This window comes from Haladaptatus sp. QDMS2, from assembly GCF_029338295.1.
Taxonomy (GTDB): domain Archaea; phylum Halobacteriota; class Halobacteria; order Halobacteriales; family Halococcaceae; genus QDMS2.
Genome location: NZ_CP119791.1, coordinates 2,069,425 through 2,088,164 on the forward strand (window position 1 = coordinate 2,069,425; position 18,740 = coordinate 2,088,164).

Here is an 18,740-nt window from a genome sequence, read left to right on the forward strand (position 1 = left end):
ACTACTTGCTCCCGATGGTGTAGACGCGGTGGTCGGCCGCCCGCCCGTGCAGGGTTCCGCGGCCGTCTATCACCACCACGTCCGCGAACCGGTCCCAGTCGATGGCGTCGAACTCCTCGTGTGGCGTCACGAGAATCACGCCGTCCACGTCGTAAGTCTCTGGCTGGTCGAGGTGGACGCGAACCGCGTCGAACTCGCTCGTGTCGTCCAGAATCGGGTCGACCGCGAGCACGTTCGCCCCCATCCGGCGCAGCGACTCGATGAGCGGCTTTGCGGGGGCCGCTCGCGTCTCCTTGATGGCGGGGCGGTACGTCAGGCCCAGCACGAGGATGGTCGAATCGGCGATATCTCGGCCAGCCGCGTCGAGTTCGTCGCGCATCTTGCCGGCGGTGAACTCGGGCATGCTGTCGTTTACCTCGCGAGCGGTCCGCAGCAGGGGCATGTCGCCCGAAACCCGGCGCATCACGAAGTACGGGTAGTAGGGGATGCAGTGACCCCCGACGCCCGGGCCCGGCGAGTGCAGGTGGCAGAACGGCTGGCTGTTCGCGACCTCGATGGCCTCGTTTACGTCCACGTCCAGGTCACCGGCGTGGCGAGCCAGTTCGTTCGCGAGTGCGATGTTTACGTCGCGGTAGAGTCCCTCGAACAGTTTGACCGCCTCTGCGGTGGTCGCATCCGAGACGACCAGCACGTCGTTCGTGTTGATTTCGCGGTAGATGAGTTCCGCGACCCGAGCACTCTCTGCGTCCACGCCGCCGACGACCTTGGGGTACGCCCCGCGGATGTCTTCTAGAGCGCGCCCGCTGGAGGTGCGCTCTGGACAGAACGCGACGCCGAACTCGCCGAAGTCGAGGCCGCTTTCGGCTTCGAGCAGCGGGACGACGAGGTTCTTGCTGGTTCCTGGCGGGACCGTGCACTCGATGACGACGAGGTCACCGGGCTTCAGCCCGCGGCCGATTTTCGACACCGCGTCTTCGAGAATCGAGAGGTTCGGGTCCTTCTCCTCGGTGATGGGTGTCGGCACGATGACGACGTGGATCCGCGCTTCTGCGACCGCGGTCTCCGCTTCCGTCGTGGCGCGGAGTTTGCCGTCTGCGACCAACTCGGCGACGAGTTCGTCGAGGCCGGGTTCGCGCTCGATGGGGCACTCTCCGCGGTTGATGGCTTCGACCACCGCTGCGTTCACGTCGACGCCGATGACGTTGCTCGTGGCTGCTGCGTAGCAGGCCGCGAGCGGGAGTCCCATCTTCCCGAGTCCGAAGACCGAGACGGGAACCTGCCCGGTTACGAGCGCCTGGTGCTGGTCTGCGTGCGATTCTGCTGAATTGTATAGGCCGTTCATTCCGTGAGTACCTCCGCTTTGACTTCGCTCGCCGCCGCCAGGGCGTCGATTTGTCGGGCGACTTCGATTGCGCGAAGCGCCTGTTCTGCGGTGACGAGCGGCTGTTGACCGGTCGTGACCGCGTCGATGAACGCCTTGAGTTCGCGCTTTAACGGTTCGCCAGTCTCGACGAGCGGGCGTTCGGTGACGCTCTCGAAGCGCTGGCGCATCTTCCCACTCTCGTCGGTGTACTGCGGGTGGAACTGGCGGTGGATGCGCACCGTCTGGTCGATGTAATCGACTTCGATCTGGCACTCGCGGGTGGTGACGTTGAGCGTCCGCACCTTCTTCTGGGTCAGGCGACTCGCAGAGAGGACGCCGATGACGCCGTTTTCGAACGCGAGTTGCGCGGTGGCGTGCTGGACGCCTCGGGCGCCCATCGCGGACAGCTTCCGAATGGGGCTGTCGACCAGCGACAGCAGGATGTCGATGTCGTGGATCATCAGGTCCATCACGACGCTGTCCTCGATGACGCGAGCGAGGGGTGGGCCGAGACGATGGGCCTCGATGGCGATGACGTCCATCTCACCGATGAGTTCGAGCAGGGCGGCGACCGCCGGGTTGAACCGTTCGATGTGGCCAACCTGCATGATGACGCCGTGTTCGTTCGCGAGCTCGATGAGTTCGCGTCCCTGGTCTAAGTCGTCGACGAACGGCTTCTCGATGAGGACGTGGACCTTGTTCTCGATGCACTTTTTCGCCACCTCGTAGTGGAACTGGGTGGGAACGGCGATGGAGACGAGGTCCGCCTGGTCGATGAGTTCGTCGAGCGTGAGCGCCTGCGTGCCGAAGGTCTCTGCGACCTCCTTTGCGGCCGCCTCGTTTACGTCGGTGACGCCGACGAGGTCGACCTTCGAAATCTCGGAGTAGATGCGAACGTGGTTACGTCCCATCACGCCAGTTCCGATGACGCCCGCTTTGAGCGTCCCGTTGGTGAGGCTCATAGCGACCCCTCCGAGAACTCGGTGACAGCCGCGACGATGCGGGTCAGGTCCTCTTCTGAGAGCGTCGGGTGAACCGGCAGCGAGAGCACTTCTGCGGCCGCCGCTTCGGCCTCGGGCGCGTGGAAGGTCACGTCAGCGTAGGCCGGTTGCTGGTGAATCGACTTCGGATAGTAGACCCCGGAGTCGATTCCTCGGGTGTCTAAGTGCGCCTTCAGCCCGTCGCGGTCGGGCGTTCGCACCGTGTACTGGTGGTAGACGTGCGTCCGGTCTGCCGGGACGAACGGCGTCACGAGGCTGGTGTCGGCGAGGCGCTCGGTGAGGAGCGCCGCGTTGTCTTGGCGTGTCTGGGTGAACCCGGGCAGCTTTTCGAGCTGTGCCCGGCCAATGGCGGCCCCGATGCTGGTCAAGCGGAAGTTGTGGCCGACCTCGGAGTGCTCGTAGACGCCGATGCGCCCGTGGTTGATGTACCGGGCGGCGCGCTCTGCGATGTCCGCGTCGTCGGTGAGAATCATCCCACCTTCGCCCGTGGTCATGTTCTTGGTCGGGTAGAACGAGAAGCAGGCGGCGTCGCCGAGCGAGCCAACCCGCCGTCCGTTCACCGTCGCGCCGTGCGCCTGCGCCGCGTCCTCGACGAGGACGAAGCCGTACTCGTCGCGGAGTTCGGCGAGGTGCGCCATGTCCGCGGGCAGCCCGTAGAGGTGGACCGCGAGGACCCCGTCTATCTGCTCGCCAGCGCGGAGTTGCGCTTCGAGGGCGTGGGGGTCCATGTTGTACGTCGCCGGGTCGATGTCCACGAAGCCGACGTCAGCGCCGGCCAGGCGGATGCCGTTCGCGCTCGCGATGAACGAGAACGGCGAGGTGACGACGCGCGACCCCTCACCGAGGCCAAGGCCGACGAAGGCCGCGTGGAGGGCGGTCGTGCCGTTCGAGACGGCGACGCCGTGTTTCGCGCCGCAGAAGTCTGCGAACTCGCGTTCGAAGGCCCGAACTTCGGGCCCGTCTGCGAGCTGGCCGCTTTCCATGACGGCCACGACGCGGGCGATTTCCTCCTCACCCATCTGCGGGTTCGCGAGGTGGATGCGTTTGTCGGGAATCGACATCATGCGATCTGATTCCTCCCCTGCAGCGACGCCGGCAGCGGGCGGTGGGTGGCTGGCACCCCGAGGGCGAGCGTGCGCGGTGGCACGTCCTCGATGACGAGGGCACCGGCCGCGACGAACGATTCAGCGCCGATAGTGACACCCGGCAGAATCGTCGCGTTCGCGCCGATTGACACGCCGTCTTCGAGCGTGGGTCCGACGAGGTCGAACTCCTTTCGAATCGGGTACATGTCGTTGGTCATCGTGACGCCCGGGCCGACGAACACGTCGTTGCCGATGGTCGTGTTGGTCGGGATGTAGACGTTCGTCTGGAGGCTGACCCGCGACCCGATGGTCGTCTGGCCGTCGATGACGGTGTTCGTCCCGACGAGCACGTCGTCGCCGATGGTGGTTCCTTCGCGTATGAGGGCATTGTGCCCGGTTCTGAGGTTGTCACCGATGGTGACGTTCGCGTAGATGTTGGTTCCTGCGCGGATGGCCGCGCAGTCACCGATTACCGTCGGACGTTGGTGGACGTCGTAGGCTGTCGCGAGGTGGACGTTGTCCTCGACGCGGCAGTGGTCTCCGATCTGTACTCGCTGGGTTTCCGGTTCTCCCGCATCAACCGGCCGTCTGGTTTCGTAGCTGTGACTCATAATTCCCTGCCCCCCCTGTTTCCACGTTACCCCGTGTTAGTGGTGGGCTTGTATTCTGAAAGACTCCTTTCGCGCTTTGTTATTCGGTTACTGACCATCGGAAGTATGGGATTTATTCGTGGAAGTGAATGACAAACCTCCTGTGCTGTCATGCGATTCGTTCGATTGAACGACGTTAATTTGGTCAGTCTCGCGGAGCAGAGCGATTCACCCGCTTTCGGCCCCGAAACGGCGCGCCTGGGTAGCCGTCGTACACCCAGAGGCCGAATGCGGCGAGCAGTAAGGCGAACTCAAACGCCAGGTAGGCAGTGGCTTCCGGGGTTCCGAGCAGGCCGACGTACTGGTTCAGAAAGTACACGACTGTTTCGAGCAGGCCGCCACGTGCTGGCGAGTCGACCTGAATGAGAGGCCAGAAGAACGAACTGAACTTCGGCGGGCGCCCGAACACCAGCGGGTAGAACGCGTCCGCGGGAAGGTGAAGCAGATAGCCGACGCCGAACCCCGCGCCAACGTCGCCGCGGCCACGCGCGGCGGCGATCGCCCAGACGATGACGACGAGCGGGACGGCGACGAGCACCGAGTGGGCGAGCGACGTGCCACTCGAAAGGATGGCGAACGTCCAGCCGAGTGGCTTATCGACGAGGTCCGGGAACAGCGACCCGAACCCCACCGCGAGTGCGGCGAGCGCGGACGGTTTTCGCCGCCGCGTCACGTGGACGGACAGCGAGTAGACCAGGTAGCCAACGGCGAGGTGTTCCCAGGGCCACACTTCAGGCCTCCTCCGCCACCGTCACCCAGATATAGAGTTGGCGGTACGCGTTCGATTGCGAGGGAGTTGCCGGCGGGTCGCTTTTGTAGAGCAGGTAGGCGATTCGCAGGTCGTCTCCGGCCACCGTTGGCGTCACCGTGTGCGGGAGCACCCAGCGGTCGCCGGCCTGCACCGTGCCCTCGAAGCGGTCGAGTTCGGCGGCGTTAGTGACCTGCCCTTCGGCGTTCACCCGCTGTAACTGGACGACGACGGTGTAGGTGGCTGCCTCACCCTCGAAGTTCGAGACGGCGAAGACGAGGGCAGCGGGCTGGTTGCGGGTGAGTTCGGTCGGGTAGCCCCCAGCAATCAGTTGGCCGTTTTCCTCCGTGAGCAACTGGAAGTCGGTGTACGCTTCCCCCGACTGGGGTGAGACGAGCGCGAACCCGAGCCCCGCGAGCGACCCAACGACGGCCACGACGAGGACGAGTGTGAGCGCCACGTCCACCGGCGGCGTCTCGCGTCGCCAGTTTCGAATCGCACCGTACTGTTCTCTCGGCACGACCGCGAACCGATACGGGGCGGGGACCCGAAGTCGCCGAATCGCACCGAGGACGGCGAGGGTTCCGGTCACGAGTGCGACGGCGGCGACGAGCGTCGGCAGTTCGAGGCCGAAGGCCGTCTGCGACAGCACGAAGGCGGTGGTGATGACGACCACGACGCTGAGTCCGACCGAGAGGGCGAGTCGTTCGACCGTATCGAGGCTTGGAATCGTCCGGTCGGTCGGTGCAGCGCGGTGGCTCGTTCGTCCGGGAAAAACCAGTGTCGTCAGCGCGAATCCGGGAAGAAATACGAGGGCGACGAACGCGAGGGCAACCCTGAGCGGTGCTCCCGCATCGAGCGACCCGACGGCGAGCGAAAGGGCGACGAGAAGGAGGACGAGGCCTACGTCCCACGGCAACCGACGCGCTTGCTGGCTGCCGGTTTCGGCGGCGTTCGCGAGCGCCATCAGTGTCCTCCGGTGTGGTGGCCGACCGGCGCTGCCTGCGTCGCCACCACCGGACGTTCGTGTCGTCCCATCTTGTCTGTTACACGCGCGAGACGCGCTTTGTTATTGGGAAATTACGAAAAGAAGGGGGTGTTCGAACTGTGATACACACCGACGGACGCGCGTGCCCGGTCAGTCGAGGCGAGTCTACAGGACGGCGCTGAGGTATTGGCGTTCCCACTCCCGTCGCTTCTCGATGATGTCGCGCCCGCTCGCGGTGATGTTATAGTAGTTGGTTCGGCGGTCTATCTGCCCCTTTTCGACCAGTTCCTTTTCGACCAGCGTGTCGAGATTGGGGTAAAGGCGGCCGTGGTTGATCTCACCGACGTACTGTTCCAGCTCTTCTTTGATGGTCTGCCCTGAGGGCTTTTCCTTTCCGTTTATGACGTACAGCAGGTCGCGCTGAAAGCCTGTCAGTTCGAACATCTCCATTGACATAGAGAGCAATACTGGGGCTAGGGATTTTGTTATCCACCCGTGAATGTCAGTTAGTTGCGAAACACTACCACTGTTCTATCTAGCTGCTGTCGTGTAATCTCAGCTTTCCGGGCAAATCTCGTATCATCGTGAATAAAAGTCGTATTCCGGCCGAATTCGCCCGTTCGGGCCGACAGACGGCAAATAGTCTGTGCTTGAATTCGCGAAGATTGACGGATTAGGTGTCAACTGCTACAGATGTATCATTAATTGGTGATTTCTAACGACTCTGTAACAAAGACCGTCGCTCGTCTATTGATGGGTGTTCGGGCACATGATGCACACAAGGGTGGGCAGGGATGTCCGTGGTCGCTCCCAGGAGTCGAACATGTCACAGACGACGGATACGCTCTCAAAAGACAATATATTCGAAGTATTGAGCAGTTCTCGACGTAGATACGTCATCTACTACCTCTACTCGCACGAGGGAACAGCGGAACTGAAAGAACTGGCGAGACACATCGCCGCCTGGGAAAGCGGAGCACCGCTCGAATCCATCACTGACGAGGAGACGAGACGCGTGTACATTTCGCTGTACCAGACACACCTCCCGAAGCTCGCGGAGTTCGACATCGTGCGTTACGACAGTGACGCACGCATCGCGGAGCTCACGCCACGAGCAGATCAGCTCTCACGGTACCTCGACACGAAACCGGCCCAGAGCCTCCCGTGGCCGCTGTATTACGCAGTGCTTTCGGTGATTAGTGTGTTCCTGCTGCTCGGCCTCTGGTTCCAGGTGCCCCCGTTCGACGCGATGAACGGCAACACGGTCGCCTTCCTCATCGCCATCGGCGTCATCGGCATCACGGTCGCCCACTACCTCTACAACCGCCAACGGGGCGGCAAGAACATGGCGACCATCGAATCGCTCATCGAGTGACTCACAATTACGACGCTCTTTTAGGTCGGTTGTAACTATCCGCTTCGCTCTCGTCTCCTGATTCCATGATTTCACAATGGGTGGACACTGTCCCCAAGGCCTGTGCGTACATCACGCGCGAGGTGGACGGAACGGCGCAGTTGCTCGTGTTCCACGAACCGGGCGTTACGGGCCTCCAGGTGCCGAAAGGGACGGTCGAACCGGCCGAATCACCGTTCGACGCCGTCGTCCGCGAAGTCGCGGAAGAAAGTGGCCTCACCGAATTCGCGTTGATTCGCCCGCTCGGGGCGGACACGTGGACGCGGGAGAAAGCGGATCGGCTCAAACACTACCGGCGGTACTTCTTCCACCTCGAAGTCGAGGAGCCGCGTGACTCGTGGGACCATGTCGTGACCGGGACGGGTGAAGAAGTCGGTGAGGTGTACAGTTACTCCTGGGTGCCACTGCCGACTGCCGTTCGGCTCAGTCAAAATCTACACGCCCAGTTGTCGAAGCTGTTTTGAGCCTAGTTTCGGCCAAACCGGCCGATTGTCAGTGGGTCTTCCTCGTGGGGAACGATGGAGATGTGTCCGTTGCTGTGGACGCTCACCTCGAAATTTTGGATGGCGAAGTGGATGTAGCCGGTGCCCCGCGGGCGGCCGTCAGGCTGGGCCGAAAAGAGGGCGTCGAGCGCGTCGGGATCGATGATGTCGTTCAGCGGCCCGAGTTCGCTGACCGATTTCTCGGCGATAGAAGCGACCGCATCCATGATGGTCGCGCCGACGCCGGAGTGACCCGGATCGTGGTAGATGTGATACGCGTTTGACTGCTGTTCGTGCAACGGTACCGTCCGGTTGGTGGGTTGCTGTGAGTTCATGATGGAAATGCTCGAGTTAATAAAGCCGGTATCTCGTCCGTAGCGCAGTCGTATTCAGTACACACTACAGTGCGACCAACTCGTATTTAATAATTCGGTTTTCTAATGCTATCAGAATGTGGATTGTTTCGAAAGTGGGACTATCACTGCTTTCAATATATTGTGGTTTAGGGCCTATGTCTCCCGAATAACTGGGGATGGTTCGGTGGTGTCTCACTCTATTAATCTGACGTATTGCCACATCCCAATCTGTTTTGGAAGCGCCCTTTTTAACAGAGCCGTTCTCGAGGAGTCGCCTCGCTCCGATTTGGCAGCGGAATCGACAGTAAAACAGGCCGCCGTGTTCGCCTCAGTTCGCGTCCTTCGCGCCGCGAACGGTCGCCTCGACTGCATCGACACCCTCGTCGTGGACGAGGTCGCCGACGATGACGGTGTCAGAGACCTGTGCCATCTCGTAGGCGGCGTCGTAGTCGCCAATGCCGCCGCCGTAGAACAGTGTTGCCTCGTCGAGAGCGTCGTGGGCCGCCTCGACGGTTTCCGGGTCGCCGAGCGTGCCCGAGTACTCGATGTAGACGATTTCTTGGCCGAACATCTGCTCTGCCACCTCGGCGTAGGCGGCGACGTCCTCGGGTTCGAGGTCGCAGTTCGCCTGCGTGTACTCGGCGACGGTCGAATCGGGGTTGAGGACGATGTAGGCTTCGGTGGTCGTCATCTCCCAGTCGATACCGTCGTCCATCCGCACCCACTCCTTGTGTGCGCCGGTCATCCACGTCATGTCGCCCGCGTTGAACACGACGGGGATGAAATAGCCGTCCAGATAGTCAGAGTGGACGACGGCCCCGGAGTGACTCGGTTCGATGTACAGTGGTACGTCGTACTTGCCACAGGCGTCGACGACGCGGGACATCTTCTCCTCGGTCATGCCCGTCGTGCCGCCGATTTCGATGGCGTCGGTCCCGGTGGCACAGACGTCTTCGAACGTCTCGCCGTCGACGAGCGTCTTGTCTGGGTCGAGCTTCACGATGTGGTCCCAGTCGTCCCACGAATTTCGCATACGCTTTCAAATCCAACGGCTGACTAAAACCCCTTCGGCCTCAGTCTGCTTGTGCCTGCCACTCACGCACCCGGTCTGCGCTCACGCCTTGAACCTGGTCTGCGACGTCCTCGGGGGTCGCGTTTTTGAGGTCGTCGAGGCTCTCGATGCCGGCGGCTTTGAGTTTCTCGGCAGTCTTCTTCCCGATTCCCGACAGGTCCTCGATGTCCGTCACTTCGTTTCGTGATTTGTACTCCTCGTAGTTGCAGATGGGACAGCCCAGTTCCCACGGTTCGTCGCCGTTGTGGACGACGAGCTCCGGCAGGTCGTGTTCTTCACACCGGGTTTCGGTCACCTCGATTTCACCGCGCCGCGGCAGGGGTAGCGAGTAGTCACACTCAGGATACCGGGTACAGCCGACGAGTCGCGACCCGGTTCGAAGCCGCTTGATCGCGAGTTCGCCGCCGTGTTCCTCGCCGCACTCGGGGCAGACGCCGATGACCTCGTCTTCCTCCTCGTCCGCCTCGTCTGCCTTACACTGCGGACAGCCGTGGACGAACGTCTGGCGACCCGCGAGCATCTTCACGTTCCGTAGGTCGTGGTCCTCGCACGTCTCGTCCATGATGAGCGGCTTGCCCGTAGAGGGCAGTGGCAGGGTGTACGTGCAGTCTGGATAGCCGTCACAGCCGACGAAGTAGGAGCCTCGTCGAGAGCGCCGGACCAGCAGGTCATTGCCACACTCGGGACACGGCCCGAGCGTCTTGTCCGCCTTGAGCGACTTCTGGATGTGGTCGCCGATTTCCTCGCGGGAGGCTTCGAGTTCGGCGAACACCTTCTCTAACATCTCGCGGGATTCGGTGGTCACCTCGTCCAGCGTCGCCTCGCCCTTGGCGATTTTCTGCATGTCGGCTTCGAGTTGACTCGTCATCTCTTCGGTGACGAGGTGCTCTGCGTAGTCCTCGCCTGCTTCGACGACGGCCATTGCAAGGCGAGTTGGCCGCGGTGGGTCGGATTCGACGTAGCCACGGTCGTAGAGTTTTTCGAGCGTCTCGTGGCGGGTCGCCTTGGTCCCGATGCCCATCTTCTCCATCGTCTCGATGAGGCGTGACTGCCCGTATCTGCGAGGTGGTTGGGTCTGTTTGGCGTCGTTGCGGACGTTGCTGACCGCGAGTTCCTCCCCCTTGTCCACGTCCGGGACGAAATTCTCGTTGGTCGAGAAGTACGGGTAAACGGCGTGGTAGCCGGGTTCGAGCAGGCGTTTACCGTTTGCCTTCAGGCTGAGGCCCGCCGCCTCCGCCACCACGCGCAGGTGTTCCCACTCCGCGGGGTCCGCACACGTCGCGAAGAACCGCCGGACGACGAGTTCGTACACTTCCCACTCGGAGTCGCTGAGTTCGCTCGCCGTCGGAATCTCCCCGGTCGGGTGAATCGGCGGGTGGTCGGTCGTCTCGCTGTCGCCCCGCGTCGGGACGATGTCCTCGGCTTCGAGGAGGGATTTGGCGTCTTCACCGAAGGTGCGGTGGTTCTGGAACGTTTCGAGCAGGTCGCGCACGTCCAGGTCGTTCGGGTAGACGGTGTTGTCCGTCCGGGGGTAAGTGATGAACCCGGAGGTGTAGAGGTCCTCCGCGATGCTCATCGCCTGTTTCGCGGAGTAGCCAAGCGACCCCGCCGCGCGGATGAACTGCGTGGTGTTGAACGGAGCCGGCGGGTCGTCGGTTCGCGTGCGGCGGTTGACCGACGTGACCGTCGCCGCCTCCACGTCCTTGAGCGTCTCGAACACCTCGGCCGCGGTGGCCTCGTCCCAGACGCGCTCTGCTTCCGTGCCGTCGTCCGCTTCGTAGAAGTACTGGGCTTCGAAGGCTTCTGCGTCCTTCGTCAGGTCAGCGAACAATTCCCAGTAGTCTTCGGGGTCGAACGCCTCGATCTCGCGCTCGCGGTCGACGATGAGTTTGAGCGTCGGACTCTGGACGCGGCCCACGCTGATGAAATCGTTGCCCAGTTGTCGCGCCGAGAGCGAGAGGAAACGCGTGAGTGCGGCCCCCCACACGAGGTCGATGACCTGTCGCGCCTCGCCGGAGGCGGCGAGGTTGAAGTCGAGTTCGTCCGGGTCCTCGAACGCCTTGGTCACCTCGTTGTGGGTAATCGAGGAGAAGCGCACCCGCTGGACGGGCACGTCCTCGTTTACCTCGCGGACGAGCTCGTAGGCCTCCTTCCCGATGAGTTCACCCTCGCGGTCGTAGTCTGTCGCGATGGTGACGTTGTCCGCTTTCCGCGCGTAGAGACGAAGCGTGCGGACGATGTTCTCTTTCGTCGCGTTCTTCACCACCTGTGCGTCGATGAGTTCGGACGGTTCGACGTCGCGCCAGTCCGAGTATTCGGGCGGGAAATCCACGTCGACGACGTGGCCCGAAAGCCCGACGACGCGCTTGTCCGCCCAGCGATAGACGTTCACGCCGTGTTCGCGCTCGACGCTCGCGTGCTCGCCCGAGAGAATGTCGGCAATTCGACGCGCCGCGATGTCCTTCTCCGTAATTATCAGCTCCACGAGGGGACACCCCGCGAAATTGCAGTCATTACCCCCGGTGTACGCGCAGGTCGTTTCTATACTTTTCGCCGAAAAACCGCCAGACGGAGCCCGTGCGCGTAGTGCGCTCGCGTGCGCGAGAGTGAGAATCGATTCCCTCTTAGCCCACGATGTCTACGAGTCGGGCATGGACAAGGGCACCGTGCGCGTCCTCGAATTCATCGCGGCGCAACTCGTTCTCATCTCGGCCGGCATCCACCTGTTTCTCGGCGTTCCACGGGTGCTCATCTACACACGGCCGAGTGCCGTCTCCTACTACCTGAACTCCGGGGCGTTTCCCGACCCGCGCCCATTTCTGTTCACCGTCTCCGCGATCGTCGTTCTCGCGGGTCTCTACGCGCTGTTCAACGGCCTGGTCGCCCGCAAGAAACTCTACCTCCTCGGTATTGCAATGATGGTCACCTACATCGGCAGCTGGGTGTTCTGGCACACCGTCATCAACCACGGCCAGGCGTTCCTCGCCGCGGGCGGGCACACCCACGGCGGCGGCATCCTGACGACGGTCGTCCAGCACCTCGTGGAGGTTCCGCTCGACGCGGCCTCGAAGCTCTCTGAGGCTGGCGCGACTCTCATTTTCGGACTGCTCTACTGGAAAACAGAGTGAACTACCCCGCCCTACTCGCGCTGACGCGTTCGTTGAGGACGGGGCTTCCTGCTTCTGAGACGCGACTTGCATCCACGACGATTGACGATGACTCGCCACCGTCAGTAGACACAGCAATCGCAGTCTCCACAGGCGTGTCTTCGGAGTGAACCACTCCTAGTTTCTTGAGTCCTCGTGAGAGGACGTTGAGAGCCGCATTCCAATCCCTATCGAGTTCGAACCCACAACTGGGACACGAATGCTCGCGCACCCACAACGGCTTCCACGTTGAGACACCACACGACGCGCATTCTTTGGTCGTTCCTTCGGGTCCAACGTCCACGACGTGACAGCCATTCTTCTCGCCGTGGTGTTGGAGGATGATGATGAAGTCGCGCCAGCCCACTTCCGCCTTGTTGCGAGCGTTCTCCGGGGATTCGAGCATCCCTTTGACGTTGAGATTCTCGACGAACACGGCGTCGTACGCCGTGGTGTAGTAGTGCGCGAGCTTGTGCTGGAAGTCGCGTTTCTTCGCCGTCATCCGGGCGTGGACGTTTGCAACCCTCTCCCGTTGGTTCTCCCAGTTCTTGGACTCGTATGTCTTGCGGGAGAGCGAGCGTTGCTCGCGTTCGAGCCGCTCTCGGTCGTCGGACAAGTCAAGTCGCCCTATCGAGCGCCCCTCGGAGTCGTGGATGAAGTTGAGAACCCCGAGGTCAAGCCCCACGGTGTCCTCGGGAGTTATGTCCTCAACGACGGGTTTCTTCGGCGTCTCGGTCTCGATGGCGAACGAGGCATACCACGCCCCAGTCGGCTCTTTCTTGAGCGTGACTTCCTTGAGTTGCTCGTTCTCAGGGAGGTCGCGGTGGAGGCGAACCGGGATTTCGCGGGTTTCGCCTTTGAGTTTCTTGAGTACGAGGAGTCCTCGACCGTTCGGGCCACTCTTCGTGTCGAGTTCGAAGCCCGATTGCCGGTACGTGAAACTCCTGAACTCACGCGGTTTCTTCCAGTTCAACGACCCCACGTCGTATCCCTTGGCCTTGAGTTTCCCGAGGTTCTGGATGTTATCTCGGATGCGCTCAACGGCTTTCTGGAGAACCGTCGAGTACACCAGTTTGAGGTCGGGCCACCAGTCTTTCAACGCCGGGAGCCGGTCTCGGACCATCCAGACGCGCTGTCTGAGCGTTCCAGCGTCTTCGGGTATCTGGTTGAATTCGCGGAGTGCGTGGTTGTAGGTTTGTCGCACGGTGTTTCGTTGCCAGTCCATCGCGCCGCGTTGCTCCGTGGTTGGGAGTAACCGGAAGCGCGGACTGTACATCATACGACGTGTCAATTCGTACGAAATGGGATGTATTAATGGTATTGATTAGCATGCTTGGAACTCGTGTGGGCGCTGTATCCCCTCCCTACTCGCTCGCTTCACTCGCTCCTTGAGGAAGGGGGCTTAGCGCCCTCTCTTCCAGCTAAATCGACCCGCCGTCGCTACTTCCCGTGGGCTTCTTTCTTGTGTTGTTCGAGTTCTTCCTCCGAGTGGAACACCTCACCGCACGCACAGACGAAGTGTTCGTGGCTGGAGTGGTTTGAGTGGCTTTTCGTCCCCATGTCACAGAACTATGCCGGGTGGCGACATGAGTCCGCGCCAACACCGTCGTAACCAGGTTACCTCGGGGTGGGGACGAGGTTGGTGGGCTTAAGGCGCTTGGCGAGAAGTCCCCGATATGAATCTTCACCTGCTCGGAGGGGCACGCTGATGCGAACGGCCCACCCCGTCGAGCAACTGGTCGGCATCGACCATTACGTGAGCGACGCCGAGGGCATCGGCGGAAAACTGCGGGTCGCGCCGGAGGACTTTCGGGTACGCGAACTCGAACGGTTCTCCGTCGAACCCGTGGACGCAGATACCGGGTCGTACGCCTACCTCGTGTTCCGGGCGACGCTCGACTCGTGGGACACGAACCAGTTCACGAAGGAGGTCGCGAGCCGGATGGGCGTCAGCCGCGAGCGTCTCTCGTGGGCCGGGACGAAGGACAAACACGCCGTCACGACGCAGTTGTTCAGCATCTACGACGCCGACCCCGAGGACCTGCCGGACATCCCCGACGCAGACATCGAGGTGCTCGGACGGGCCGGGCGTGGCCTCCAGTTCGGTGACCTCGCGGGCAACGAGTTCGAGATTCGAGTGCGAGACCCAGACCACCCTGAGAACGTGGCGGACATCACCGCGGACCTCGCCGAGTTCGGGGGCAGAGACGGCATCGTCGGCGTGCCGAATTTCTTCGGCCACCAGCGATTTGGAAGCAGGCGGCCGGTGAGCCACGACGTCGGCCTCGCCATCGTCCGTCGCGACTGGGAGGCCGCGGTCATGGCCTACGTCGCGAACCCCTCCGAGCGAGAGCGCGAGCAGACCCGCGAGGCCCGCCGGTTCGTCGGTGAAACCCGCGACTGGAAGGCCGCCCTCGAAGATTATCCAGGCTACCTGCACTACGAGCGGGCGATGCTCCACAAACTCGCAGAGAACGGCGGCGAGTCCCCCGAGGACTTCCGCGAAGCACTCGAAACCTTCCCGACGAACCTTCAGCGCCTGATGGTGAACGCCGCACAGTCGTACCTGTTCAACCAGATTCTCTCCGAGCGACTCGCCCGAGGAATTCCGTTCGACCGGGCCGTTGCGGGCGACGTGGTCTGTTTCGCGGATGCGGACGCCCCTGGCGACCTCGTCCTGCCCGACACCGACCGCGAGCAAGCCGTGACGGAGAAACGGGTGGACACCATCAACCGCCACTGCGAACGCGGGCGAGCGTTCGTGACAGCTCCGCTCATCGGCACGGAAACGGAGTTCGCAGACGGCGAACCCGGCGAAATTGCTCGTGAAGTGCTCGAAGCGGAGGGGCTCACCCGTGAGGACTTCGACCTGCCCGGGGAGTTCCACTCGAAGGGAACCCGACGGGCGATTCTCCTCCAAACGGGCCTCGAAACCGCGGACACGACGTTCACCTTCTCGTTGCCGAAGGGTTCGTACGCGACGGTGCTCATGCGCGAGTATCTGAAGACCGACCCGGACTCGATGTGAATCCCGTTTTTTAAACCCGATGGCGCGCCACCTTCACGCATGAACTGTCGCCAGTGCGCCTCGTCACTCGAACGCCCGGGTGACTACTGTCTGGTCTGCCAGACGCGCAACTGCGACACCGTCGTCCTCGACGTGGAACGCGACCACGCCACCCTCACCTTCCTCTACGAGGAGGAGCTCGTCGGCCACTCCGACGTGCGGACGACGCCCGAGACGGCCGAGGAACTATCGACTGTCGAGCTGCGGAACTTCGCTGGACGCATCGCCGACGACCTCCAGCGAAAACGCCCCGACGAAGTGTACGCCACTGGCGACCGAGCGGTCATTCAGGCCGTCCGTGCACAGGCCCACTACGACTTCTATCGTGTTTCGGGCGACGACCCGGTGGAGGCCGTCCTCGCCCGCCTTGGCGAACCGGCCCTGGAAGTCGTGGAGTTGGACCCGAAGGAGAAACTCGGCGGCTCGCACACCACGCTCATCGGCGAGCGAGCGGGCCAGAAGGTCATCATGCTCGTCGCCGGCCACCCGAACGTGAAGAAGATAATTCCCGGTCCCATCGACGCCGGGGGGTCCGGTTCTCGGACGGGCGTCCGGGCCAAGGCCACCCGCGCCGACGAACACGGTAACGTGCGCCTCCTGCTCCGTGATGGCTCCAGCGTCCAGGAGAACCGCGTCGTGACGACCGCAAGCGACCGCGAGATGGGCGAGCGCATCCGCGACGACCTGAACGAGGCGTTGGCCGAAGAAGGGTTTCAGTGAATCAGTCGTCTGTGAGGCTCACCGTCGTCGGGTTGAGTTCACCAGTCTGTGAATAAACGCTTCCGACAAGGAGGAGGCCCGCCACGAGCGGAATGATCGCACAAGTGGCGTACACTGGTGCGAAGCCGAGCGCATCGATGAGCGGGAGTGACACCAACGGCCCAAGTGCGCCGCCCAAGTCTCCGAGTACGTTGTTCGTCGCGGTCGCTCGCCCCATTCGTTCCGTGGGTGTGAAGTCGGCGAGAAGCGCGATGAGCGGGCCGCTCGTCCCACCCTGCCCCATGCCGATGAGCAGGCAAGCAAGTGCAAGGAGAGGGATGGTTTCTGCGAGGGCGAGCAAGGCGAACCCGACGAACGAGACGACGAGGAAGCCAAGCAAGACCGGGACGCGCGCGCCGTAGTCGTCACTCAGTTTTCCGCCACCGAAGGTGAATGCGGCCGCGGCAACGACCGTCACGGCCATTAACAGCCCGGACATCCCCTGTGGGCCGTAGCCCCAGATACTGAGATCATGGAAATCGAGAAAAAGGACGAGCGTAGAGAACAGCGCACCGAGGTACGCAAAATAAAGCCCAAAGTTAACCGCGCCAACAGTGAGTGCGGAGGCACTCACGTCAACGTCCCACAGTTTTACGCGCCGTGGCGGCCCGGAGATGTGCGTCTCAGGAATCGCGACATAGGCGATGGCACTCGCAAGCAGGGCGAACGCCGCCGCGAGGACGAACGCTGTCGTGACAGAGTAGAGGTCACTCACGACTCCACCCATGACCAGCCCAGCGGGGAAGCCAAGCGTCATCCCACCTCGGACGACGCCCATGTTCGTCCCCCGAGATTGCCCCGTACTCACGTCTGCGGCAATCGTGTATGCGGTGGCGAAGACGAGTGCGCTGCCGAAGCCCCAGCAGATGCGAGCAGCGAGGAACCATGCTTCGGGGAATCCGGCGTTCAGCGCGACGACGTAGCCGAACGTGGCGATACCCTCGACGAACAGTCCCGCAATGAACGGCTTTCGCGTTCCGATACGGTCGATAAGCGACCCAGCAGGGGTGTTGGCAATGACCCGCGTAAATCGGTTCGCACTCAAAATGAGTCCGACGACGAACGGCGAAATACCGAGCAGTGCGCCGAGGTTCGGGAGGATAGGGAACACGACGCCGCCGCCAAACCCGACGAAGAAGGTGCTCACGATAACCGCGATGATGATGGTACGCGGACGGGTCATCGAATCGGCCTGCTTTTGCGGGACGACAGAATCGAACGCATTGGGTACCGAAGATGGTTCGACAGGGGGGTTATCCCTGTCGTTCACGGGTGTCTCAACCGGCTTCTACGGTTTTTGCGAACGCGCCACACACGCCCGGAAACGCCGTCGTTGCACCCCTGACAAACCCCCGCAGAGCGCCTCCGCAACTCAAAGGCTTTATCTGTCCCCTGGGGGTATGCACACGTATTATGGCCGAGCAAAAGAAGGGTCGACGAACCGGCAGCGCCGGTCGGTTCGGCGCACGCTACGGTCGCGTTGCGCGACGCCGTGTAGCTGAGATCGAATCGGACATGAACAAGAAACACGCCTGCCCCGAGTGCGGTGCCCACAAGGTCACCCGTCAGGGAACCGGCATCTGGCAGTGTGCCCGCTGTGACTACAAGTTCGCAGGCGGCACCTACCGACCGGCGACGCCCGGTGGCAAGTCTGTCAACCGCTCCATTCGCGCCGCCCTCTCGAGCGACGACGAATAATACCACTCTCATATGAGCTACAAGTGTTCGCGCTGCAAGCGGGACGTCGAACTCGACGAGTACGGCGGCGTTCGCTGTCCGTACTGCGGCCACCGTGTGCTCTTAAAAGAGCGCAGTCGCGTGGTCAAAGAAGTCGACGTCAAGTAATCGGCGACCTCGATGCCGGCGGGCGGTGGCCACACCGCCGCCGGAGCCGGCGCCTGAATCAGCAATGAATCATTCTTTCGAGGACGCAGAACCGTTGCACACCGCGATTCTCTCGTTCGAGTACGAAACCGACGCCTACGCCCGCATAGTGGCACGGAGCGTCCGCCAGGAACTCGACGAAATCGAGGGCGACCGCACCACCGCCACGCTCACCCGCGAGGGGGCGACGGTCACCGTCGAAGTCGGGGCGGCAGACCTCGTCGCCTTGCGCGCAGGGTGCAACACGTGGCTCACCCTCGTCAAAACAGCAGAATCGCTTGCGGACGTGGGTTTCGACGCGGAGCACTAAGAGACAGGGTTTTTCAGTGAGCACCGCTACGGTGGACACATGCAGGGTAATCTTCCACCGGAAGCACAGGAAAAGCTCGAAGAACTGCAGGGTCTCCAGCAGACCGCCCAGCAGGTCGCAACCCAGAAACAGACCGCAGAGTCCTCCCTTCAGGAAGCCAAAGCGGCGCTCGAAGAACTCGAGAACGTAGACGAGGACGCGACGATGTACCGCGAAGTCGGCGAACTGTTCATCCAGACCACCTACGAAGAAGCAAAAGAGAACCTCTCTGACAAGGTCGACACGCTCGAAATCCGCGTCGAGACGCTCACGAAGCAAGAAGACCGCGTCGAGAGCCAGTTCGAAGAACTCCAGGAGGAGCTCCAGCAGATGCTCGGCGGCGGTGCAATGGGCGGCGCAGGCGGCGCGCAGTAAG

The 18,740-nt window shown here is 62.3% G+C and carries 21 protein-coding genes; 9 read left to right on the forward strand and 12 right to left on the reverse strand.

Annotated features, from left to right (window positions below):
• Position 1: 1 nt before the first annotated feature.
• The 7 genes from P1M51_RS11260 to P1M51_RS11290 form a co-directional block, all read right to left on the reverse strand.
• The gene (locus P1M51_RS11260) at positions 2-1,342 is read right to left on the reverse strand and encodes a nucleotide sugar dehydrogenase (protein WP_276248305.1); all 1,341 of its coding nucleotides are present in this window, start codon (positions 1,340-1,342) and stop codon (positions 2-4) included.
• Positions 1,339-2,325: a Gfo/Idh/MocA family protein gene (locus P1M51_RS11265; RefSeq protein ID WP_276248306.1), complete on the reverse strand. Its 987-nt coding sequence runs from the start codon at positions 2,323-2,325 to the stop codon at positions 1,339-1,341. Before P1M51_RS11265 ends, P1M51_RS11260 begins: the two co-directional genes overlap by 4 nt.
• Positions 2,322-3,428 carry a DegT/DnrJ/EryC1/StrS family aminotransferase gene (locus P1M51_RS11270; RefSeq protein ID WP_369685097.1) on the reverse strand — a complete coding sequence of 369 codons (1,107 nt, stop codon included), beginning with the start codon at positions 3,426-3,428 and terminating at the stop codon, positions 2,322-2,324. The genes P1M51_RS11265 and P1M51_RS11270 overlap by 4 nt, the downstream gene beginning before the upstream one ends.
• The gene (locus P1M51_RS11275) at positions 3,425-4,060 is read right to left on the reverse strand and encodes an acyltransferase (RefSeq protein ID WP_276248307.1); all 636 of its coding nucleotides are present in this window, start codon (positions 4,058-4,060) and stop codon (positions 3,425-3,427) included. Before P1M51_RS11275 ends, P1M51_RS11270 begins: the two co-directional genes overlap by 4 nt.
• Positions 4,061-4,244: 184 nt before the next feature.
• The gene (locus P1M51_RS11280; protein ID WP_276248308.1) at positions 4,245-4,829 is read right to left on the reverse strand and encodes a metal-dependent hydrolase; all 585 of its coding nucleotides are present in this window, start codon (positions 4,827-4,829) and stop codon (positions 4,245-4,247) included.
• Between the two features lies 1 nt (position 4,830).
• Complete coding sequence (locus tag P1M51_RS11285) at positions 4,831-5,814, reverse strand: DUF1616 domain-containing protein (RefSeq protein ID WP_276248309.1); 984 nt, start codon at positions 5,812-5,814, stop codon at positions 4,831-4,833.
• A gap of 186 nt (positions 5,815-6,000) precedes the next feature.
• Positions 6,001-6,279: a PadR family transcriptional regulator gene (locus tag P1M51_RS11290; protein WP_276248436.1), complete on the reverse strand. Its 279-nt coding sequence runs from the start codon at positions 6,277-6,279 to the stop codon at positions 6,001-6,003.
• Between the two features lie 379 nt (positions 6,280-6,658).
• Between P1M51_RS11290 and P1M51_RS11295 the strand changes: the two genes are divergently transcribed.
• Together P1M51_RS11295 and P1M51_RS11300 are read left to right on the forward strand one after the other, a co-directional pair.
• Positions 6,659-7,210, forward strand: coding sequence for a hypothetical protein (locus P1M51_RS11295; protein WP_276274456.1), 552 nt, complete (start codon positions 6,659-6,661; stop codon positions 7,208-7,210).
• 65 nt (positions 7,211-7,275) lie between these two features.
• Positions 7,276-7,713, forward strand: coding sequence for an NUDIX domain-containing protein (locus P1M51_RS11300; protein WP_276248311.1), 438 nt, complete (start codon positions 7,276-7,278; stop codon positions 7,711-7,713).
• Between the two features lie 2 nt (positions 7,714-7,715).
• Here P1M51_RS11300 and P1M51_RS11305 read toward each other — a convergent pair whose 3' ends face one another.
• From P1M51_RS11305 to P1M51_RS11315, 3 genes are all read right to left on the reverse strand, one after another.
• On the reverse strand, positions 7,716-8,066 hold the full coding sequence (locus P1M51_RS11305; RefSeq protein ID WP_276248312.1) for a HalOD1 output domain-containing protein: 351 nt from the start codon (positions 8,064-8,066) through the stop codon (positions 7,716-7,718).
• A 349-nt stretch (positions 8,067-8,415) separates the two neighbouring features.
• Complete coding sequence (locus tag P1M51_RS11310; protein ID WP_276248313.1) at positions 8,416-9,120, reverse strand: phosphoglycerol geranylgeranyltransferase; 705 nt, start codon at positions 9,118-9,120, stop codon at positions 8,416-8,418.
• Between the two features lie 40 nt (positions 9,121-9,160).
• Entirely contained in the window at positions 9,161-11,644 is a 2,484-nt protein-coding gene (locus P1M51_RS11315; RefSeq protein WP_276248314.1) for a DNA topoisomerase I, read from the reverse strand.
• A 166-nt stretch (positions 11,645-11,810) separates the two neighbouring features.
• Between P1M51_RS11315 and P1M51_RS11320 the strand changes: the two genes are divergently transcribed.
• Complete coding sequence (locus P1M51_RS11320) at positions 11,811-12,287, forward strand: hypothetical protein (RefSeq protein ID WP_276248315.1); 477 nt, start codon at positions 11,811-11,813, stop codon at positions 12,285-12,287.
• 1 nt (position 12,288) lies between these two features.
• Here the strand turns inward: P1M51_RS11320 and P1M51_RS11325 are convergent, their stop codons facing one another.
• Positions 12,289-13,584: a transposase gene (locus P1M51_RS11325; protein ID WP_276274457.1), complete on the reverse strand. Its 1,296-nt coding sequence runs from the start codon at positions 13,582-13,584 to the stop codon at positions 12,289-12,291.
• Positions 13,585-14,013: 429 nt separating this feature from the next.
• Here P1M51_RS11325 and truD point away from each other — a divergent pair, with 429 nt between their 5' ends.
• Both truD and P1M51_RS11335 read left to right on the forward strand, forming a co-directional pair.
• Positions 14,014-15,333 carry a tRNA pseudouridine(13) synthase TruD gene (gene truD, locus P1M51_RS11330; RefSeq protein ID WP_276248317.1) on the forward strand — a complete coding sequence of 440 codons (1,320 nt, stop codon included), beginning with the start codon at positions 14,014-14,016 and terminating at the stop codon, positions 15,331-15,333.
• Positions 15,334-15,372: 39 nt separating this feature from the next.
• A complete protein-coding gene (locus tag P1M51_RS11335; RefSeq protein ID WP_276248318.1) occupies positions 15,373-16,092 on the forward strand; it encodes a DUF2103 domain-containing protein in 720 nt (239 codons plus the stop codon).
• Between the two features lies 1 nt (position 16,093).
• Here P1M51_RS11335 and P1M51_RS11340 read toward each other — a convergent pair whose 3' ends face one another.
• A complete protein-coding gene (locus P1M51_RS11340) occupies positions 16,094-17,314 on the reverse strand; it encodes an MFS transporter (protein WP_276248319.1) in 1,221 nt (406 codons plus the stop codon).
• A 230-nt stretch (positions 17,315-17,544) separates the two neighbouring features.
• Between P1M51_RS11340 and P1M51_RS11345 the strand changes: the two genes are divergently transcribed.
• The 4 genes from P1M51_RS11345 to P1M51_RS11360 all read left to right on the forward strand — a co-directional run bounded on the left by P1M51_RS11345 (position 17,545) and on the right by P1M51_RS11360 (position 18,739).
• Positions 17,545-17,829 (forward strand): 50S ribosomal protein L37ae, encoded by a 285-nt coding sequence (locus P1M51_RS11345; RefSeq protein WP_276248320.1) that lies wholly within the window; start codon positions 17,545-17,547, stop codon positions 17,827-17,829.
• Positions 17,830-17,841: 12 nt separating this feature from the next.
• Positions 17,842-17,976 carry a DNA-directed RNA polymerase subunit P gene (locus P1M51_RS11350; protein ID WP_276248321.1) on the forward strand — a complete coding sequence of 45 codons (135 nt, stop codon included), beginning with the start codon at positions 17,842-17,844 and terminating at the stop codon, positions 17,974-17,976.
• A 64-nt stretch (positions 17,977-18,040) separates the two neighbouring features.
• A complete protein-coding gene (locus P1M51_RS11355; RefSeq protein WP_276248322.1) occupies positions 18,041-18,325 on the forward strand; it encodes a KEOPS complex subunit Pcc1 in 285 nt (94 codons plus the stop codon).
• Positions 18,326-18,364: 39 nt separating this feature from the next.
• The gene (locus tag P1M51_RS11360; protein WP_276248323.1) at positions 18,365-18,739 is read left to right on the forward strand and encodes a prefoldin subunit beta; all 375 of its coding nucleotides are present in this window, start codon (positions 18,365-18,367) and stop codon (positions 18,737-18,739) included.
• The last annotated feature ends 1 nt before the right edge of the window (position 18,740 follow it).

What these genes read in the sequence shown, in the direction of transcription:
- P1M51_RS11290 (WP_276248436.1), bottom strand. Translation starts at nt 6,279, where the DNA reads ATGTTCGAACTGACAGGCTTTCAGCGCGACCTGCTGTACGTCATAAAC.
- P1M51_RS11270 (WP_369685097.1), bottom strand. Translation starts at nt 3,428, where the DNA reads ATGATGTCGATTCCCGACAAACGCATCCACCTCGCGAACCCGCAGATG.
- P1M51_RS11295 (WP_276274456.1), top strand. Translation starts at nt 6,659, where the DNA reads ATGTCACAGACGACGGATACGCTCTCAAAAGACAATATATTCGAAGTA.
- P1M51_RS11265 (WP_276248306.1), bottom strand. Translation starts at nt 2,325, where the DNA reads ATGAGCCTCACCAACGGGACGCTCAAAGCGGGCGTCATCGGAACTGGC.
- P1M51_RS11325 (WP_276274457.1), bottom strand. Translation starts at nt 13,584, where the DNA reads ATGATGTACAGTCCGCGCTTCCGGTTACTCCCAACCACGGAGCAACGC.
- P1M51_RS11285 (WP_276248309.1), bottom strand. Translation starts at nt 5,814, where the DNA reads ATGGCGCTCGCGAACGCCGCCGAAACCGGCAGCCAGCAAGCGCGTCGG.
- P1M51_RS11345 (WP_276248320.1), top strand. Translation starts at nt 17,545, where the DNA reads ATGGCCGAGCAAAAGAAGGGTCGACGAACCGGCAGCGCCGGTCGGTTC.
- P1M51_RS11335 (WP_276248318.1), top strand. Translation starts at nt 15,373, where the DNA reads ATGAACTGTCGCCAGTGCGCCTCGTCACTCGAACGCCCGGGTGACTAC.
- P1M51_RS11355 (WP_276248322.1), top strand. Translation starts at nt 18,041, where the DNA reads ATGAATCATTCTTTCGAGGACGCAGAACCGTTGCACACCGCGATTCTC.
- P1M51_RS11340 (WP_276248319.1), bottom strand. Translation starts at nt 17,314, where the DNA reads ATGACCCGTCCGCGTACCATCATCATCGCGGTTATCGTGAGCACCTTC.
- P1M51_RS11275 (WP_276248307.1), bottom strand. Translation starts at nt 4,060, where the DNA reads ATGAGTCACAGCTACGAAACCAGACGGCCGGTTGATGCGGGAGAACCG.
- P1M51_RS11300 (WP_276248311.1), top strand. Translation starts at nt 7,276, where the DNA reads ATGATTTCACAATGGGTGGACACTGTCCCCAAGGCCTGTGCGTACATC.
- P1M51_RS11310 (WP_276248313.1), bottom strand. Translation starts at nt 9,120, where the DNA reads ATGCGAAATTCGTGGGACGACTGGGACCACATCGTGAAGCTCGACCCA.
- truD (WP_276248317.1), top strand. Translation starts at nt 14,014, where the DNA reads ATGCGAACGGCCCACCCCGTCGAGCAACTGGTCGGCATCGACCATTAC.
- P1M51_RS11360 (WP_276248323.1), top strand. Translation starts at nt 18,365, where the DNA reads ATGCAGGGTAATCTTCCACCGGAAGCACAGGAAAAGCTCGAAGAACTG.
- P1M51_RS11350 (WP_276248321.1), top strand. Translation starts at nt 17,842, where the DNA reads ATGAGCTACAAGTGTTCGCGCTGCAAGCGGGACGTCGAACTCGACGAG.
- P1M51_RS11260 (WP_276248305.1), bottom strand. Translation starts at nt 1,342, where the DNA reads ATGAACGGCCTATACAATTCAGCAGAATCGCACGCAGACCAGCACCAG.
- P1M51_RS11320 (WP_276248315.1), top strand. Translation starts at nt 11,811, where the DNA reads ATGGACAAGGGCACCGTGCGCGTCCTCGAATTCATCGCGGCGCAACTC.
- P1M51_RS11305 (WP_276248312.1), bottom strand. Translation starts at nt 8,066, where the DNA reads ATGAACTCACAGCAACCCACCAACCGGACGGTACCGTTGCACGAACAG.